The following is a 17,455-nucleotide window of genomic DNA, read 5'->3' on the forward strand; positions in this document are numbered from 1 at the left end:
AGACAGTAATTAGCGCGTCACTGTTGGGGTGTAGCCAAGCGGTAAGGCAGCGGTTTTTGGTACCGTGTACCGTAGGTTCGAATCCTACCACCCCAGCCACTTACCCGCAAAGTTTTGCAACTATGACGTAAAATGTCGAAGGATCTTCGACGGGCGGATGCGTCATGAGAAAGCGCGCAATATCGGCGTGATGGATCACGTCAACCGCCGCGGAGTGCCGTCTGTGTGTGTGGCGGCGAACCCCACCGGCACCCCCTTTTCCCCGGAAGCCCCGGTTGTTTGCACGCGTCAGTCCGTTGCCCCGACCCGGGAATGTCGTGGCATGCAGACATGGGGACATCATGTTTTCAATTCGTTTCGCGACCTTGAACATGAAAAGGCGACCCGGCTTCCCGGATCGCCAAAGCTCAATGAAATTGGCCAGCAATCATGTGTCGACGCTGTAGGGCGAAACCCTAGCGAACGATATACACCACGCGGCGCTTCTCGCGCTCGACAAGAACCGGAACACCGTTGACATAGGCATAATGGTATTCGCTGTCAGGCACCTCGGACAGGGTGACTGTTTCGGGAATGCCAGCACCCACGACAACCTCTCCGTCGAGATAAACCGGATCAAGCGGATTGGCGCGGACATAGGTTGTTACCTTGTCCGTCGGTGTGGCCGCCGAACCGGCGCTCGCACCGATTGCCGCGCCGATGAGAGCTCCAACCGGCCCCCCCACGGCGGCGCCCGCAACCGCGCCGACCGCGCCGCTGCCAACTGCCGCGCCAGGATCCTTTTCATAGGTCACGGATTTGACTGCCAGCCGTTCACGGTTGCCCGCGATGGGCGCCTCGACCATCGCGGTCAGGTAATCCCCCGATGCCCAGCCGTTGATCTCGCCATGCGTGACCCGGCACCAGTTGGACTCGTCAAGGCATCCGTCCACCACAACGCTTTGCGCTGCCGGAATTACCGAGATGATATCATATGTCGTATTTGGCCCCGCCCGAAGGTTGAGGTCGGTCCAGGCTGTTGCCGTGGTTTCTGCGAAAGCTGATGTGGCAAGAACCAAACCGGCAAGCGTGGTACCCAAAGTGAGCTTGATAGTCATTTGAAACTCCTACTGGCCTAATCCCGCCCATCGCGGTTTCAGGATTCTCGACAGACCTGTGAATGGCCTGCACGTGTTTCCGCGATGTCTGGAATAAACCTCTTGGCGGCCGGAGATTCGCCCGCCAAGGTCAACATACCCTTCAATCCACCATCCCAGACTGATGCAGGTCAGCCAGCGGTGCGTACCGTGCATTATGTCGGCGTTGGCGTTGGCGCGGGTCTGCCACCGGCCCTGGAGCAGGAACGACCGTGTGCGCCAAGGATATCCTGCGCGTCGGCCACATACTGATCCATGTTATTTCGCACGCTTTGCAAGCGGGTATTTTTCCGGCGACTCGCTGATTGCAAATCATCCAACAGGTAGGAAACCAATGAACCGGATCATATACATTGTCGGCCTTATCGTGATCGTCCTGTTCATTCTGGGCTATTTCGGTCTGCGCTGAGCGAGGCCGCGTTGAGCCGGCGCACGAAGGCCACCGCAACGATAAGTGCTGGCGTAGCCACCAATGCCCCACCGGCGCCCCACAGCCAGGCGCCGAAGGCGATCGCCACGAAAACGGCGATGGGGGCGATCCGGATGCGCGCACCGATTACCATTGGCGTAACTATCTGACCTTCCAAAATGTTCAGCACGACGATGACCGCGAAGGGCGCGAAGGCAACGACAGGGTCTTCGAACGAGGCAATCCCTATGCCCAACGTGATCAGCGCCAGGATGGCGATCCCCAAGAAAGGCATGAAGTTCAAAAGCGCCGCGGCAACGCCCCATAGCGGAGCATTCGCCACGCCAAGAAGCTGGAACGCCACGGCAATGCAGATTCCGAGCGCCAGGTTGACAGCGGACATTGCCAACAGGTAGCGCGCGACGTTCGTGCGCACGTCACGCATGGCCCGGCCGACCGCCCGCCGCGCCGAACCGCCGGGCACTACGGATATGACCCAGCGGGCCAACATCACGCGATCGCGCAGCATGTAGAAGGTGAGCATGGCCCAGAACGCGGCTCCGCCTGCAATTCTCGGAGTTCCTATCGCCCAGTCGGTCAACATTCTCTGGCCTCCTTCGACCAGCCTGTCCACCGCATCGTCATCTTGCTCCTTCGCCCCGTTGTCACCCGTGTCGTCGCCGGTTTCTTCCTGCGAGTCGGTCGCGGGCGCATCGTCCGGCGCGGTCTGGAAATTGTTTTCCGGCACGACTGCCGGTGCGGGGGCGGCTTCGTCGTCGGACGAAGACGAGTACGATAGCTCAGATATGATTTGGCGTGCGCGCCATTCCGCTTCGCGCAGGATCTGCGGCGCGCGATCATTCAAGGCTTCGGCAGAGGGAGAAAGCGAATAGGCGGTGACTGCCGCGCCCGAAAGCAGGCCGCCGACAACGAAGGCCGCGCAAAGCGAGGCCGGGGCCCCCGTGCGCTCCAACCAGCGGACCGAAGGTGCAAGGGCTATCGCACAAAGCACGGCGAGTACCGTGGGCACCGCGATCAGGCTTGCCGCGTCAAGCGCCGCGATGATCATGACGCTGGCGATGATGCCCAGCGATACGGTCTGTATCGCGCCACGATCGAGCCTGGAAATCCTTCCGGTAGCCGGCACTGGTTGCAATCTCACTTCATACATGGGCCCGCACCGGCCGCGCGATGCGGCTGACGGCGTGTCGGGCAGAGCCGACCTTACCTGCGGCGACGTCGGGTTGGGCTGACGCAGGTTAGTGCGGCGCGGTTGCCAAGCGGCGATTGTGGGTATCGTGGCGCCGGACCTGCACCGTTTCCCTTGTTCCCTGGGTGCAGGTCCGGCGATCCCGCTTCCGGGTCAGAAACCGGCTGACGGCACCATCAGGGCAATTTTGGCAACGCGCGCGAGCGGACAAACCGCCACGAGGCCGACGGAAGGGCCATACAGGCCCCTGGGTCGGTCAAGGCGGCATATGGCAAGGCGAATGTCACCCGCGAAAGGACCGAGACCGGAGTTACCGGAAGGAACAGAAAGGTCAGGACAATGGAAAAGAAGAAAAAGAAGAAGGCAGCCGGCGACTCGACGGCCCCAAGGCAGCTGTCCCAGTACAAGTCCCGTGAGGCTGACGGGAAGACGAGCAAGACCGACACGGTCTTTCACAATACATCCGGCAAGGCAAAGAACAGCCCGCGCAAGGGCTGACGCTGCCACCGTATGAGCCCCGCCGCGTTTTACCTCGTCCGGCGGGGCTAATTGCTTCCAGGCCGAACCAAGGGCTTGCGCCATGCTTGGCACGGATCATGTCATCCAATTTGTCGTGCTACTGGCCAGCCCCATACCCGACTCGGCGCAGCGCTTGGCGCCGGGCAGCCTGCCCCGGGGCGCACGCCCTGAACGGGCGCGCCCCGCAATTCCGAAAAGTGACAGGCCAGGGGCCATTCAGGCCATTGCCCCCAGTGCGGCGTCAGCCCAAGGGCAGGCGTTGCCGCACCAATGTTGTCCAATAAGAGCACCCCCAGGCGATGGCGTCATCGTTGAAATCGTATTCGGGATGATGCAACCCGGCCGATGGCCCGTTACCGATATTGATCAACGCGCCCGGAACCTCGTTGAGCATGAAAGAGAAATCTTCACCACCCAGCGTTGGCGGCATGTCCAGATGAACATTCTCCTCTCCGGCCACCTCCTGCGCCGCGCGCGCGGCAAGGCCCGTTTCGCTTTCGTGGTTCACCGTCACCGGGTACTGGCGGATATAGTCAAGCGTGCCGACGCCGCCAAACCCCGCGGCAATGTGGTTGACCAGTTGTGCCAATTGCGTCTCGACATGCGCGCGTACCTCTTCGCGCAAGGTTCGCACCGTTCCCGTCACCTCGACGGATTGGGGAACGACGTTGAACGCATTGCCCGCCTTGAGCGTGCACAATGACACCACCGCGCTATCCATCGGGTCGACGGTGCGAGCCGTGACGGTCTGAACCGCCTGAATAAGCGCGGCGGTTATCGGCAAGGGGTCGATCGTGTCATGCGGCCGGGCCGCATGACCGCCTCGGCCCTCGATCGTTATCTTCACCTCATCCACCGAACCCATGATCGGCCCAGGCGCGATGGTGAATTGGCCGATCGGCAGGTTGGGGCGGTTGTGCATCCCGTAGACTTCGTTGCAAGGCCAGCGGGTGAACAACCCGTCGTCGATCATCGCCTTGGCGCCTGCGCCGCCCTCTTCAGCCGGTTGGAAGATCACGATCACGGTGCCGTCGAATGCACGGCTTTCGGCCAGGTGCTTGGCCGCACCCAGCAACATCGCGGTGTGACCGTCATGGCCACAGGCATGCATCTTTCCGGGCACGAGCGAGGCCCAGGGCTTGCCCGTCGCCTCGGCGATGGGCAGCGCGTCCATATCCGCGCGCAGGCCGATCATGCGCCCCGACGTGTTGCTTTGACCGTGGATCACGCCGACGACGCCGGTCTGGCCGACGCCTTCAACCACCTCGTCCACGCCCGCGGTGCGCAGGGCGGCGGCAACGGCCGTGGCCGTGCGCGTCACATCATACAAAAGCTCCGGGTTCTGATGCAGATCGCGGCGAAAGGCCGTGATACCTTCGATTTCCTTCGCAACCCAGTTTTCAACAGCCATATCAGGCGCCCTTCTTCATGCGGTAACGGAAATCGCAATGGCTGGCACCCTTCATGATGGTCTGGGTGCGGGTCAGCTCGATATCCGGGTTGTAGCCGATGCAGAAATCGCCATCGCGGTTGCATGACAGCAGGTGCCCGATGTCGCCCAGCCCCATTTCCTTGTACATCTCGGAATAGCGGCAACGGCGCACGTTGAAGTCCATCTTGTCTTCGGTGGCTTCCAGCAACTCGATCTGCAACGCGTCCTCGCGGGTCCAGTTCGGCAGGATTTCAGCGAAATCGGTCAGGTTGGGTGTTCGGCCAAGCGCTTCGGCCAGTTGTTCGCCCTGTTCGATGGCGGATCGCGAACAGGTATCGCCGATCACGGCCTCTGCCTCTTCGCGACCGGACCGTTCGGTGATCACCTCCAACACGTGCTTGAGGATCATGGCCTCGATCTTGCGGCGCAGCAGGATCGGGATGTCATTGATATCCATGGTGTCGGTCCGGGGGGCTTCGTTGTCAGACATGCGGTGCTCCTTACAGTTTCGGTTCGCTCAGGTCTTTGCGTTTGAGCCACGCCAGGTAGGCGGGCGCCACGCGACGGACCAGGCCATGCGCGGGAAAGGGTTTCGGTTCGGTGACGGGCAAGGCAAGTTCGTGTTCGTCGATGCCTGTCACCGCCCTGGCAAGCTCGCGGCCCAGCGACGTGCCCAGCGCGACGCCGCGCCCGTTGCACGCCACCCAGGCCCAGCCATCGGGGCCAAGCTTGTGAATGCGCGGGAAACGGTCCCAGTTCATGCCAATGAAACCGGACCAGACATGCGTCATCTCGGGCACGCCCAGTTCGGGAAAAGCCTCGGCAAGGCTGTTGGCGGCCTTCTTGCGCACGCGGTTGGCCACGTCGAAACTACCGATGACGGCCCCGCCGGTAATCAGACGATTGCGCGCGTCATAGCGGAAGAACCGCAGATCACCGCGCGTGTCCGACACGGCCTGGCGGCCAGGCAACAGCTTTTGGCGCAGGTTGTCGCCCACCGGCTCGGTCGCCATCTGCCAACTGTGTACCGGCACGATCGAACGCGCCAGGCGCGGCGCCAGCCCCGGTGCCAGTTCCCCGGTATAAGCGTTGGTGGCAAGGATCAGGGCACGCGCCTTGACCGTTCCGTTCGTGGTGCGCGCGACCCATTGCGCGCCTTCACGTTCGAAGGTCGAAACCGGCGAGTTCTCGTGGATCGTCGCGCCCAGTGACTCGGCGGTCTTTGCCATCGCGCGCGACAGCGCCAGCGGATTGATATGCCCGCCGGACGGGTTGTACATCCCGCCGTACCAGAAATCCGAACCAAGGATTTCGGCCGCTTCCTTGCTGTCTTTCAGCTCGGCCGGGAACCCGAACCTTTGCCACGCCTCTACCCGCTTTCGCGACAGCGCCACCCGTCCGGGGCTGTGCGCAGGCTGGAACCAGCCCGATTGCTCGGCCTCGGCCCGCATGTCGAATTCGCGCACGAGGTCAAACAGGATATCGGCGGAATTGCCGATCAACTGCACCATCCGTTCGCCCGCGGCGCCAAAGCGGCTGACCCACATATCGGGCTCGGCCGCCGTCAGGATCGGGATCACCTGGCCATTGTTGCGCCCCGACGCGCCCCAACCGACAGCCTTGCCTTCAAGCAAGGTAACAGCGTTGCCACGCCGGGCGGCCTCGATCGCGGCCGACAGGCCGGTAAAGCCGCCACCGATCACTACCACGTCGGTTTCCACGGTGCCGTTCAAGGCCGGCGCGGGGCTGCGTTCGGGGGCGGTTGCGGCCCAAAGCGACGGCGGAAATTCCACGGGCTTGTCCATCAGGCGGCTCCTTCTTGCGATGTGATCGGGTTTGCAGCCTCGGTTGGCAACCAGAACCAGCGCAAGGCGTCCTCGTCCGGCGGAAGGGCCGGCCTGTCCGGCATGGGCTGCTTTGCTGCCGCGCGCACCAGGTCCGCCGCTTCAGCCAGGCAAGCGTCGAAGTCGGGCAAATCGGCACGCATCGCCTGCGTCCCTGACCAAAGCGCGGACAGGCTGGAAGGCGGGCCGTCATCAAGCGGACGGTTTGCCCGCCATACCCCGCCCGTCACGTCCAGCCGGTAAAGCGGCAACAGGGCCAGCCCGTTTTCGGCAATGAACCGGATGGCCCGAGCCATGCGGTCAACGTCTTCTTCCGAGAAGAACCAGTTGATTCCCAGCCGCGCCCATCCGGGCCGAAACGCGGAATGGCCACGGCTGACGGCCTCTTGATGGCGTTCCGTGGTTTCAAGGTCGATCGAAAGAAGCTCGTGCCCATAGGGGCCTGCGCAGGAACAACCGCCCCGGGCCTGGATGCCGAACAGGTCATTCAACAGGGCCACCACGTAATTGTGGTGGAGGTATTTCCCCTTCACCCTGATGTTGAAAGAAAAAATCCCGATGCGCGGAACGTCTTGCGGCCCCAGAAGCTCAAGCCCCGGAATCGCGCGCAATGCCGTCTCCATGCGCCGTGTCATCGCCGTTTCGCTGGCTTCTACAAGCCCCTCGTCCATGTCGCGCTTCAACTGCAAGACCATGCCCGCGCGGATATTCTCAACGATCGATGGTGTGCCACCCTCTTCGCGGCGTTCAGGGTCGGCAACGTATTCATGGCCAGCGGCGGTTACATAGGAAACGGTGCCCCCCCCGGTTACGGTCGGGCGCCTTGTATCCAGGAACCGCCTGTCGGCGATCAGCAGACCCGAGGCGCCGGGCCCGCCCGGATACTTGTGCGGCGAGATGAACGCCGCATCAATCCGATCATCCGCCCCGGGTTCGGTCTCGGACAGCCGGACGGGAATATAGGGGGCTGCCGCCGCGAAATCGGCAACGCACCACGCGTCATGGGCGTGCAGCAGGTTGGCAATCGCGCGCAGATCGGTGCGCACGCCCGTCACGTTCGAAGCCGCCGAAAACGCACCGACCTTTATCGGTGCATCCCGGTGGGCCTCCAGTTGCGTGCGCAGCGAAGACAGGCAGATACTGCCCTGCGCATCCAGTGGAATCCGAACCACCTGCGCACCGCTTTCGCGCCACGGCAAATCGTTGGAATGATGCTCGTAAGGGCCCACGAACACGACCGAGCTTTCATCCATGCCCAGAAGCACCAGCGCGCGCACCAGCTTGTCCGCCGCGCCGGTGGCGCCCGACCCGGTGAAGACCACCGCATGATCTGCATCGGCATCAACCGCGCTGCGCACGGCCTGGCGGGCCATTTCGCGCAACTGCGTGGTCCGGCGTCCGGTAAAGGACGTGTCGGTATGTGTATTGCCGTAATATGGCAGAACATGAGCGCGGATCGCGTCTTCGATGAACGACAGCGACCGGCCCGAGGCGACGTAATCCGCGTACATCAGCGGGCGCGGCCCGAACGGGCCGGGAATCGCACAGCCCTCGCCGATGATCGCGTTGCGGATGTCTTTGAATTGTAGTGTCATGATAAGCCCTTATGCGGCATCCGTGTTGCGCGTCGGCGGTGTCCAGTCACGCCCGGGAATGGAGGACAGCAGGTTCTGGGTATATTCGTGCTTAGGATCGGCAAATACCGATGCGGTTTCGCCCTGCTCCACGATCTCGCCTTTCTGCATCACGATGATCCGGTCGCACAATTGCGCGGCAACCCGCAGATCGTGGGTGACGAACAGCAACGACAGATCCATCCGGTCGCGCAAATCGGCCAACAGTTTCAAAACCTGCGCCTGCACGCTGACATCCAGCGCGGACACGGGTTCGTCGGCCACGATAACCTTGGGCTCCATCGCCAAGGCCCGCGCGATGCCGATGCGTTGCCGCTGCCCGCCCGAGAATTCATGCGGGAACCGGGTGGCGGCCGAGGGCGACAGCTCGACCAGTTCCAACAGGTCGCGGGCCCGTGCGCGCGCTTTTTCGGGTTTTTCCCCATGCGCGATGGGGCCCTGCGCGATCAGGTCGACCACGCGTTTGCGCGGGTTCAGCGATGCCATCGGGTCCTGGAACACCATCTGAATTTCCTTGCGCATGGCGCGCAGTTCACGCGGCGAACAGGCCAACAGGTCAGTACCGTCCACCTCTACCGCGCCGGAATCGGCCTCAAGCAAGCGGGTAACAATTCGCGACACGGTGGTCTTGCCTGACCCGGACTCGCCGACCACACCCAAGGTTTCCCCCTTGTGCAGGTGAAAGCTCAGGTCTTTTACCGCGGTGACGGCCTTGCGTTTTCCCGACAACAGCCCGCCGCGTGCGGCAAAGGTCTTGTTCAGGCCGGTGCCCTTCAGAACCACGGGCATGGTTGAAACCGGCTTTGCGGGTGGCGGGGTCAGCGCGGGAACCGACGCGATAAGCGCCTGCGTATAAGGATGCTGCGGACTATTAAGAACTTCGGCTGCCGGGCCGTGTTCCACCATTTCGCCCTGGCGCAGCACGACGACCTTGTCGGCGATCTCGGCGACGACGCCGAAATCATGGGTGATGAACAACACACCCGCCCCTTCCTGTTCCTGCAATTCGCGGATCAGCTTGAGAATCTGCAGCTGCGTAGTCACGTCCAGCGCAGTTGTCGGTTCATCCGCGATGATCAACCTGGGGGACAGGCACAACGACATCGCGATCATCACCCGTTGACGCTGCCCGCCGGAAATCTGGTGCGGGTAGGCATTGTAGGCCGATACCGGGTCGGGGATATGAACCCGGTTGAGCATTTCAATCGCATGGGCCTTTCGCGCGGCCCTGTTGCCCTTCATGTGCAGGCGCAAGACTTCGTCAATCTGCCACCCCACGGTTTTCTGCGGGTTCAGCGCCGTCATCGGCTCCTGGAAGATCATGGAAATCCGGTTGCCGCGAATGGCTTTCATCTCGGTTTCGGAGATGGCCAGAAGGTCTTGGCCGTTGAACCGGATGGAGCCGGCCGCCACGTGCACGTCCGGCTCGGGCAGCAGGCGCATCACCGCGCCGGCTGACAAGGATTTGCCAGAGCCGGACTCACCCACGAGGCAGACGATTTCACCGGAGTTCACCGTCAGGTTCAGCCCTTCTAGCGCGAAAGGCCGATCTGCCCCCTTGGGCAGCGCAACGGTAAGATCCTGGATCTCGAGAACAGGTGTATTGTTGGTCATTACTTTTTCTGCCTCGGGTTAAGTGCGTCGTTCAGCCCCTCGCCCAGCAGCGAAAAGGACAGCACGGTCAGAACGATGGCGATGCCCGGGATGGCGGCACAATACCACGCGGTGCGCAGAACGGCGCGGCCTTGCCCGATCATGTTGCCCCAGCTTGCATAGTTGGGATCGCCAAGCCCGAGAAACGCCAGCGCGCTTTCCAGCAAGATCGCCAGCGCCATGATGACCGACGCATAGACGATGATGGGCGGCAAGGCGTTGGGCAGGATTTCCTTGAAGATGATCGATGTGTTCGTCACCCCCAGATTGCGGGCAGCATCCACGAACTCACGCCCGCGCAGCGACATGAATTCGGCGCGCACCATGCGGGCCGGCGCGGTCCAACTGACAAGGCCGATGGCCAGCGTGATCCATTCGATCTTCGACCCCAGGATGGCCACCAGCGTCAGCAAGAGAACAAAGTTCGGGATGGTCTGGAACGCCTCGGTGATGCGCATCAGAAGATCATCGACCCAGCCGCCGAAATAGCCTGACAAGGCGCCGATCACCACGCCGATGGCGATGGAGATCAGCGTCGCCGCCACACCGATCAGCAACGAGATCCGGGCGCCGTAAAAGATGCCCGCCAGGATGTCGCGGCCAAGCTGGTCGGTGCCCAGCGGGGTCGCCATGTCCACGAATGGCGGGGTCAGCGGCGGCCCGGCGCGGCGCAGCGGGTCGCCCGGCTCGATCAATCCGGCGGTCAGCGCCATCAGAACGACGATGGCAAACAGGAACAGGCCCAGCAGCGCCGCCCGGTTGCGACGATAGCGATGCCAGAAAACGACAAGCCGCGGCGGTTGAGGCGGGCGCAGGTCAGTGTCAAGCGTGGTCATGCGAGTTCGATCCGGCTGTCAAGACGTGCATAAAGCAGGTCGGTAAGGAAATTGACGACAACGACGATGATGGAGCACAGGAAGATGATCCCCATCAACGTGTTCATGTCGCGCTGCACGACGGACTGATAGGCAAGCTGCCCCAGCCCGGGCAGGGTAAAGATGGTTTCCACCACGACCGATCCGCCAAGAACGGTCGAGAATTGCAGCCCCAGTAGCGTGATGACCGGCAACAGGGCATTGCGCATGATGTGGTGGATCATCAAACGCCACTCGCCCGCCCCCTTGGCGCGGGCGGTGCGCACGTAGTCAAGATCTGCCACCTCGATCACCGAGGCGCGCATCAGGCGCAGGTAGAAGGAGAGATAGATCAACGACAGTGCCGCCGTCGGCATCACCAGGTGGCGCGCAACATCCAACACATGATCCCAGCCGGTGTAGAACCCGGCGATTGTCTTGATCCCGCCCACGGGCAACCACCCCAGTTTCACCGAGAACAGCAGCATCATCATCAGCGACAGGAAAAAGCTGGGCGTTGCATAGAACACCAGGCCAAGTGTCGAGATCAGGTTGTCGGTGGCCGAATTGACGCGCCGTGCAGCGATGGCGCCCAGGGCAATGCCGATGGTAAAGGCAAAGCTGAGCGACGTGGCCATAAGCAACAACGTGGTTCCAAGCCGATCCAGCAGGATCGTGGCGACGGGTTGCTCATAGACGAAGGACCACCCGAAATCGAAGGTCGCCAGCTTGAGCATGTAGCGCCAAAGCTGCACCCACACCGGCTGGTCCAGCCCGTATTCCGCGCGCAGCCGCGCGATGAACTCGGCATCGGCGCCACCCATGTCGCCGACCAGTGCATCCACCGTGTCACCGGGGGCCAGTTTCAGCAGAAGAAAGGTACCGATCATGATCAGCACGATCACCGGCACGGCCTGTATCAACCGGCGCAGCGCGTAGATCATGATTGGTGGAATTCGCAGTTTCATTGGGCAAGCTTTCGCAGGTTGAAGTCGTGTAACGTCATCATTGAATCGAAAGAACGCGGCGGCGCGCTGTTGCCGGGCTTATGTGCACATCCGCCCAAACGGCTTTTGCCGGCTACGATCGAACCGCAGCGCAGCAAGCCAAGGGATGATCAGGCACCGGCCAGAGGTGGCCGGGCCCCGCAAAGGAGGCCCGGCCGCTGTCTGATCAGTCGTCAAGCCACAGATCATACCAGCTGGAAGAATTCCAACGTGGCGTGTTGTGGTGGTTCTTCAACTTCTTGGACGTGACCGAGATGAAGGGATGCTCGATCGCGAAGATCACCGGCAGCTCTTCCATCGCCTTGGCCTGGATCTCGTGATACATCTCCGCGCGCTTTTCCGGGTCCAGCTCGGATGCCGCGTCGTCGATCATCTGGTCCATCTCGTCGCTTTGCCAGCCGAACTGGTTGCTCCAGGGTGTGCCCGCGGGTTGCCCCGAGCGCAGCCAGACCATCGTCGAAACCGCAGGGTCGGACCGGAACTGGTGCCAACCATTGGCCGTGTCGAAATCATGATCGCGGTACACGCCGTTCAAAAAGCCCGGCGCATCGTTCGTCAGGATTTCCACGTCGATGCCGATCTCGCGCATCGCCTGCGCGTAATACTCGGCCCAAAGCTGTGTATATTCGCCCCAAGGCGCCGGACGGTGGCGCAACTTGAACCGATAACCACTGTCGGTGACGGGATAGCCCGCCTCGTCCAGCATGGTTTTTGCCAGCTCGGGGTCATACTCATAGGTTGGCACGTCGTCGGTATAGTTCGCACCGCCCGCACTGGGCACGGGGCCGCGGCCCGGCTTTGCAAAGCCACGCATGATGGTCTCGATCGCATAGTCGATATCCAGGCCATGATACATCGCCTGGCGAACCTTCACATCGGCCAGGATGGGGTTGCGGTGGTTGAACTCGACGGTCGAGTGGGCAACGTTGTTCTCGTAGCCATCGGTGCCAACATCGAAACGGTCATCATCCGACAGGCGCTCCACGTCGGCCATCGACACGCCGATAAAGCCGGATTCGTGAACTTCGCCAGCTTCCAGCGCTGCAGCGGCAGCCGACTTGTCCTTGATGAAGCGCCATACGATGCGGTCCAGGTAAGGGTACCCTTCGCGCCAGTAATCTTCGTTCTTCACGGCCAACACGTACTGGCCGCGTTCGTATTCAACGAACTTGAACGGGCCGGTGCCCACGGGCGCGGTGTTGTATTCATTCTTCAGGATGTCCGTGCCTTCATACAGGTGCTTTGGCATCGGATGACCAAGGTCGGGCATGGCCGCCACGAACAGGTCCAGCGGCATCGGCTTTGAATAGTTGAAAACAGCCGTGTGTGGATCGGTGCAATCCACGCTTTCAAGGCTGGCCTGCAACGCCGACGAATAGTTCAGCAGCTTCTTCCACATCTCGATCGCGGTAAACGCGACATCATCACAGGTGAAAGGCTCGCCATCATGCCAGTTGACGCCCTCGCGCAACTTGACTGTGATCGCCAGGCCATCGTCAGAGGACGACCAGTCTGTTGCGAGAACCGGCTCGTACCCATCATAGCTCTTGTCGATCAGCGGTTCGACGATCTTGCCAGATATGTTGTAGACGCCGGTGGAGGCCCGCAGCGCAGGATTAAGGATGCGTTGCTCCGAAATCATGTGCACGACGGCCGTGCCACCCCTTTTGACCTCTTCAGCCATGACCTGCGAAGCCATGGTCACAGCTGCGGTGCTGGCAAGCGCCAAACCCAGACTTCTGAGTTTCAGTTTCATTCTATCACTCCCGGTCGGTTGCAAACCCCGTCGAAGGCGCGAGGTCTTGCTATAGGGTTGCAAGGGTGCGGAACAGAATGTCGCATGTCAACTTGATTTTATATTAATGTTGTTTTTTGGAAAAAATTCCTCTCTTCTGTTTAAAGATTGGTATAGAAAACCCGGTATAGGCGAAAACGGAGGTATAAAATGCGGCAAACCGTGTGGATAACAGGCGCAGGTTCCGGGATTGGCGCGGCCATGGCACGTGCCTTTGCCGGGGCTGGCTACAACGTGGCACTCACGGCGCGAAACCGCGACAGCCTGGAAGATGTCGCCGCATCGCTTGCCGATCGCGACAGGGCGCTGATCGTACCGGGCGATGTGACCGACCGTAAGGCGATGGCCGGGTTGGCCGGGCAGATCGCCGACTGGGGTGGTGGGCTGCATGTCTTGTGCAACAATGCCGGGGTGAACATCACGAAACGCACATGGGCCGAGTTGGACTGGGAAAGCTGGGATCGGGTGCTCGAGGTGAATGTCACCGGCGCGCTGAACGTGATCGGGGCCTGCCTGCCGGTGATGCGCGCACAAAAGAACGGCATCATGATCCACACGTCCAGTTGGGCGGGGCGTTTCCATTCGTCGGTATCCGGCGTGGCATATGGTGCATCAAAACACGCGCTGTCAGACATATCCGCCAGCCTGAACGGCGAAGAGGGCGCAAATGGCATCCGGTCCACGGCGCTGTGTCCGGCCGAGGTTGCCACCCCGCTCTTGTCCAAGCGCCCGGCGTTTGACACCTCGCGGCTGGCAGGAATGATCCAACCCGAAGACATGGCAGAGACCGCGCTTTACGTGGCGCGTATGAACCCCTCTGTCGCCATCCACGAAATCGTATTGGCCCCCGTGCGCCACTGATCGCGCCGGCGCGTCGCGCACAGTTGAAAAGGAATTTCCAAATGTCTCATCCCGTCAAAGGCATAGATCACTGTTTCTCGTTGGTGAAAGATCTCGACAAGGCCGCGGAACAGTTCGCGGCGCTGGGATTCACCCTGTCGCCACGCGGCCTGCATTCCGAGGCAAAGGGATCGGCAAACTACACGATCATGTTCCCGGACGATTATTTCGAGCTGTTGGGCCTTATCAAACCGACGGAAATGAATGCGCCGCGCCGAAAGATGCTGGATGACATGGGTGAAGGGCTTCACGCGATCGCCTGCCGGATCGACACGGCCGAAAAGGCTGCGCAGGAGTTGGAAGCCCTGGGTATTGCGACCCACGGGCTTGGCAGCTTTGCACGGCCCGTGCCGCTGCCAGGTGGTGGTACCGGCGAGGCCGCGTTTTCAACCGTGGCCTTCACCCCCGAAGAGGTGCCGCTGGGAACCGTGTTCATGTGCCAGCACAAGACACGCGATACCGTCTGGATTCCCGAATTGCTGAGCCATGCCAACACCGCCTGCGGGCTGGGGGGCATATTGGCGATCTCCGCCGACCCGGCAGCCGATGCCGCAAGGTTCGCACGGCTTTGGGCCGACGGACAGGTCAGCGATGACGGCAAGGTTTACACCGTTGCGACCGGCCCCAATTCGGCGCCGCTGCTGCTGATGTCGCGCGATGCCATGGCGGAGATCTATCCCGGCATCGACTTGTCGGGCACGCCCAAGGGCGCATTCACGGCAATGCGAGTAAAAGTCGCCGACATGACCGCGCTGCGCGCCTGCCTGGAAAAGGCCGGAATTACGCCGATTGAAACCGCGCTGGGGCTGGCGGTTGCACCCGAGCATACATCCGGAACAATCGTGGAGTTTGTCACGGCATGAGTTCACCCAAGCCCAGGAAAACCGGATCGAAACCCGCGGAAACCATCACCTTCGACGAGATAGATCAGCGTATTCTGGAAATCCTGCAACACGACAGTGACACCCCGCTGACGACGATCTCGGAAGAGGTCGGGTTGTCTGCGACGCCCTGTTGGCGGCGGATCAAGCGCATGGAAGAAGCGGGCGTGATCAAGAAACGCGTCGTGCTGGTCGATCAAAGCCGGGCCAACGTGCCGATGACGGTATTCATCGGCGTATCCACGCCCCGTCACGAAATGTCATGGCTGACGCAATTCCGAGAGTTGATAGACGAGATCCCCGAGGTGGTCGAAGCCTACCGATTGACGGGCACGGTGGATTACATCCTGAAAGTGGTGGTACCCGACATCACCACTTACGACACCGTCTACAAGAAGATGATCGAACGGCTTGAATTCAGCCAGGTCAACTCGATGATCTCGATGGAAGAGCTGAAGTTCACAACGGCGATCCCGACGAAATACCTGTGACACGCTTCAGCGCAGTCCGGGTGCGCTCCCCTTGTGGGGCGCGGCTGCGCCGTAACGCCCTTGGCCCTGCTGCAAGGGAATGTCGGGCGTTATGCCGGCGGGCCGCCTGCAGGAACCCAACCAGCAATCCGAATTCCATCCGGGCCATGGCGCCGCCCCGGCGGGCGCGGCACCGCGCCCCCTGCGCCCATGATCGGCCACGGCCCTGCAAAGTTCATGAAACCGACACATAAGTTTTGGCTGGCCTTCACAATCGCGCATTAGGCGGAAACGACCAGCGACTTGGGACTGGCGCGCAGCAATTGCGCGCAGGCCGGTGTCGCTTTGCAGATGATGGAGAAATACATGAAAACGCAACTCCTTGCCACGGCTGCGGCCATTTCCCTGAGCGCCGTTGCCGCCCAGGGACAAGAGCGCATCGAGATCCAGTTCTGGCATGCCATGGGCGGCCAGTTGGGCGAGCGCACCGACGCCTTCGCGACCACCTTCAACAGCCTCCAAGACACTTGCACCGTGAACTCGGTCTACCAGGGCAACTACACCGAAACGATGACCGCGGCGATCGCGGCATTCCGCGCGGGCGAGCAGCCCAATATCGTGCAGGTGTTCGAGGTCGGCACCGCCACCATGATGTCAGCCGCCGACAATGGCGCGGTTTACCCCGTGCACCAGCTGATGGCCGATCAGGGCGTCGAGTTCAACGAGTCCGATTACCTGCCCGGCGTCATTTCCTACTACTCGGATACCGACGGCAACCTGCTGTCGCTGCCCTTCAACTCGTCGACCCCCGTGATGTGGGTGAACAAGACCGTGTTCGAGGAAAACGGTCTTGAGATCCCGACCACCTGGGATGGCGTTGTCGAAGCCGCCCGCGCGCTGAAAGCCGCTGGCGTTCCCTCGCCCTTCGGTATGGGCTGGCAGAGCTGGACCATGATCGAGAACTTCTCGGCCTGGCACGACCTGCAGATCGGCACCAAGTCGAACGGCTTTGGTGGCACCGACACCGAACTGACAATCAACAACGACCACGTTGTTGGCCATATCCAGCGCCTGGCCGACATGGCCGAAGAGGGCCTGTTCACCTATGGTGGTCGTCGCGGTGACTCCCGTCCGCAATTCGTCAACGGCGAAGCGGCAATGTGGATCAACTCGTCAGGGTATTTCGGCGGCTTCAAGGCCGATATCGAGGATTTCGAGTTTACCCAGGTTCCGATGCCCTACGACCCGGCCGTGCGGTCCGAGCCCCAGAACTCAGTCATCGGCGGCGCGACGCTTTGGGTGCTTCAGGGGCATGAAGACCCTGAATATGCCTGCACCGCGCAGTTCCTTGATTTCCTGTCGGGCACCGAACAGCAGGCAGATTGGGCGCAGGCGACCGGCTATGTTCCGATCACGCTGGCCGCGGCCGAGCTGATGGAAGAGCGCGGCTTCTTCGCCGAAAACCCCGGCACCGACGTGGCGATTTCGCAGCTTACGCTGAACGAACCGACGGCCAACAGCGCCGGCCTGCGTTTTGGCAACTTCGTCCAGATCCGCGACGTGATCAACGAAGAGCTTGAGGCCGTCTGGTCGGGCAACAAGACCGCCAAGGAAGCAATGGACGCGGCTGTCGAGCGCGGCAACGAACTGCTGCGCCGCTTCGAAGCCACCGCCGGCTAAACCGTCGACGGACCTTGCAAAGACCGGTCGG

The 17,455-nt window shown here is 61.6% G+C and carries 15 protein-coding genes and 1 tRNA gene; 6 read left to right on the forward strand and 10 right to left on the reverse strand.

Features of this window, described 5'->3' with window-relative positions:
* The first annotated feature begins 24 nt into the window (after positions 1-24).
* Positions 25-99: transfer RNA gene (locus M8744_RS05660), tRNA-Gln, on the forward strand.
* 356 nt (positions 100-455) lie between these two features.
* Here the strand turns inward: M8744_RS05660 and M8744_RS05665 are convergent.
* Entirely contained in the window at positions 456-1,097 is a 642-nt protein-coding gene (locus tag M8744_RS05665) for a DUF1236 domain-containing protein (RefSeq protein WP_251410775.1), read from the reverse strand.
* A gap of 419 nt (positions 1,098-1,516) precedes the next feature.
* A complete protein-coding gene (locus tag M8744_RS05670; RefSeq protein ID WP_251410778.1) occupies positions 1,517-2,716 on the reverse strand; it encodes an AI-2E family transporter in 1,200 nt (399 codons plus the stop codon).
* 378 nt (positions 2,717-3,094) lie between these two features.
* On the opposite strand from M8744_RS05670, the gene M8744_RS05675 reads away from it, so the two are divergent.
* Positions 3,095-3,253 (forward strand): hypothetical protein, encoded by a 159-nt coding sequence (locus M8744_RS05675; RefSeq protein WP_251410781.1) that lies wholly within the window; start codon positions 3,095-3,097, stop codon positions 3,251-3,253.
* 262 nt (positions 3,254-3,515) lie between these two features.
* On the opposite strand, the gene M8744_RS05680 is transcribed toward M8744_RS05675, so the two are convergent.
* The 8 genes from M8744_RS05680 to M8744_RS05715 form a co-directional block, all read right to left on the reverse strand.
* Positions 3,516-4,685 carry a M20 aminoacylase family protein gene (locus M8744_RS05680; protein ID WP_251410784.1) on the reverse strand — a complete coding sequence of 390 codons (1,170 nt, stop codon included), beginning with the start codon at positions 4,683-4,685 and terminating at the stop codon, positions 3,516-3,518.
* Position 4,686: 1 nt separating this feature from the next.
* Positions 4,687-5,196 carry an L-2-amino-thiazoline-4-carboxylic acid hydrolase gene (locus M8744_RS05685; RefSeq protein ID WP_251410787.1) on the reverse strand — a complete coding sequence of 170 codons (510 nt, stop codon included), beginning with the start codon at positions 5,194-5,196 and terminating at the stop codon, positions 4,687-4,689.
* A 10-nt stretch (positions 5,197-5,206) separates the two neighbouring features.
* Entirely contained in the window at positions 5,207-6,511 is a 1,305-nt protein-coding gene (locus M8744_RS05690) for an NAD(P)/FAD-dependent oxidoreductase (protein ID WP_251410789.1), read from the reverse strand.
* Complete coding sequence (locus M8744_RS05695) at positions 6,511-8,145, reverse strand: aminotransferase class V-fold PLP-dependent enzyme (protein ID WP_251410792.1); 1,635 nt, start codon at positions 8,143-8,145, stop codon at positions 6,511-6,513. Before M8744_RS05695 ends, M8744_RS05690 begins: the two co-directional genes overlap by 1 nt.
* Before the next feature lie 9 nt (positions 8,146-8,154).
* Entirely contained in the window at positions 8,155-9,798 is a 1,644-nt protein-coding gene (locus M8744_RS05700) for an ABC transporter ATP-binding protein (RefSeq protein ID WP_251410796.1), read from the reverse strand.
* Complete coding sequence (locus tag M8744_RS05705) at positions 9,798-10,673, reverse strand: ABC transporter permease (RefSeq protein ID WP_251410798.1); 876 nt, start codon at positions 10,671-10,673, stop codon at positions 9,798-9,800. Before M8744_RS05705 ends, M8744_RS05700 begins: the two co-directional genes overlap by 1 nt.
* Complete coding sequence (locus M8744_RS05710) at positions 10,670-11,635, reverse strand: ABC transporter permease (RefSeq protein WP_251410801.1); 966 nt, start codon at positions 11,633-11,635, stop codon at positions 10,670-10,672. The genes M8744_RS05705 and M8744_RS05710 overlap by 4 nt, the downstream gene beginning before the upstream one ends.
* A gap of 229 nt (positions 11,636-11,864) precedes the next feature.
* Positions 11,865-13,454 (reverse strand): ABC transporter substrate-binding protein, encoded by a 1,590-nt coding sequence (locus M8744_RS05715; protein WP_251410804.1) that lies wholly within the window; start codon positions 13,452-13,454, stop codon positions 11,865-11,867.
* Positions 13,455-13,643: 189 nt separating this feature from the next.
* Between M8744_RS05715 and M8744_RS05720 the strand changes: the two genes are divergently transcribed.
* The 4 genes from M8744_RS05720 to ugpB all read left to right on the forward strand — a co-directional run bounded on the left by M8744_RS05720 (position 13,644) and on the right by ugpB (position 17,424).
* Entirely contained in the window at positions 13,644-14,354 is a 711-nt protein-coding gene (locus M8744_RS05720; protein ID WP_252474049.1) for an SDR family oxidoreductase, read from the forward strand.
* 41 nt (positions 14,355-14,395) lie between these two features.
* Positions 14,396-15,256, forward strand: coding sequence for a VOC family protein (locus tag M8744_RS05725; RefSeq protein WP_251410810.1), 861 nt, complete (start codon positions 14,396-14,398; stop codon positions 15,254-15,256).
* Positions 15,253-15,765 (forward strand): Lrp/AsnC family transcriptional regulator, encoded by a 513-nt coding sequence (locus tag M8744_RS05730; RefSeq protein ID WP_251410812.1) that lies wholly within the window; start codon positions 15,253-15,255, stop codon positions 15,763-15,765. Before M8744_RS05725 ends, M8744_RS05730 begins: the two co-directional genes overlap by 4 nt.
* 345 nt (positions 15,766-16,110) lie before the next feature.
* Complete coding sequence (gene ugpB / locus M8744_RS05735) at positions 16,111-17,424, forward strand: sn-glycerol-3-phosphate ABC transporter substrate-binding protein UgpB (RefSeq protein ID WP_251410815.1); 1,314 nt, start codon at positions 16,111-16,113, stop codon at positions 17,422-17,424.
* Positions 17,425-17,455 lie beyond the last annotated feature (31 nt).

Source organism: Lutimaribacter degradans (assembly GCF_023703375.1).
GTDB lineage: Bacteria > Pseudomonadota > Alphaproteobacteria > Rhodobacterales > Rhodobacteraceae > Lutimaribacter > Lutimaribacter degradans.

Excerpts from the sequence above, each read along its gene's own strand:
- M8744_RS05705 (WP_251410798.1), bottom strand. The coding sequence starts at position 10,673 with ATGACCACGCTTGACACTGACCTGCGCCCGCCTCAACCGCCGCGGCTT.
- M8744_RS05690 (WP_251410789.1), bottom strand. The coding sequence starts at position 6,511 with ATGGACAAGCCCGTGGAATTTCCGCCGTCGCTTTGGGCCGCAACCGCC.
- M8744_RS05715 (WP_251410804.1), bottom strand. The coding sequence starts at position 13,454 with ATGAAACTGAAACTCAGAAGTCTGGGTTTGGCGCTTGCCAGCACCGCA.
- M8744_RS05710 (WP_251410801.1), bottom strand. The coding sequence starts at position 11,635 with ATGATCTACGCGCTGCGCCGGTTGATACAGGCCGTGCCGGTGATCGTG.
- M8744_RS05695 (WP_251410792.1), bottom strand. The coding sequence starts at position 8,145 with ATGACACTACAATTCAAAGACATCCGCAACGCGATCATCGGCGAGGGC.
- ugpB (WP_251410815.1), top strand. The coding sequence starts at position 16,111 with ATGAAAACGCAACTCCTTGCCACGGCTGCGGCCATTTCCCTGAGCGCC.
- M8744_RS05730 (WP_251410812.1), top strand. The coding sequence starts at position 15,253 with ATGAGTTCACCCAAGCCCAGGAAAACCGGATCGAAACCCGCGGAAACC.
- M8744_RS05685 (WP_251410787.1), bottom strand. The coding sequence starts at position 5,196 with ATGTCTGACAACGAAGCCCCCCGGACCGACACCATGGATATCAATGAC.
- M8744_RS05665 (WP_251410775.1), bottom strand. The coding sequence starts at position 1,097 with ATGACTATCAAGCTCACTTTGGGTACCACGCTTGCCGGTTTGGTTCTT.
- M8744_RS05680 (WP_251410784.1), bottom strand. The coding sequence starts at position 4,685 with ATGGCTGTTGAAAACTGGGTTGCGAAGGAAATCGAAGGTATCACGGCC.
- M8744_RS05675 (WP_251410781.1), top strand. The coding sequence starts at position 3,095 with ATGGAAAAGAAGAAAAAGAAGAAGGCAGCCGGCGACTCGACGGCCCCA.
- M8744_RS05725 (WP_251410810.1), top strand. The coding sequence starts at position 14,396 with ATGTCTCATCCCGTCAAAGGCATAGATCACTGTTTCTCGTTGGTGAAA.
- M8744_RS05720 (WP_252474049.1), top strand. The coding sequence starts at position 13,644 with ATGCGGCAAACCGTGTGGATAACAGGCGCAGGTTCCGGGATTGGCGCG.
- M8744_RS05700 (WP_251410796.1), bottom strand. The coding sequence starts at position 9,798 with ATGACCAACAATACACCTGTTCTCGAGATCCAGGATCTTACCGTTGCG.
- M8744_RS05670 (WP_251410778.1), bottom strand. The coding sequence starts at position 2,716 with ATGTATGAAGTGAGATTGCAACCAGTGCCGGCTACCGGAAGGATTTCC.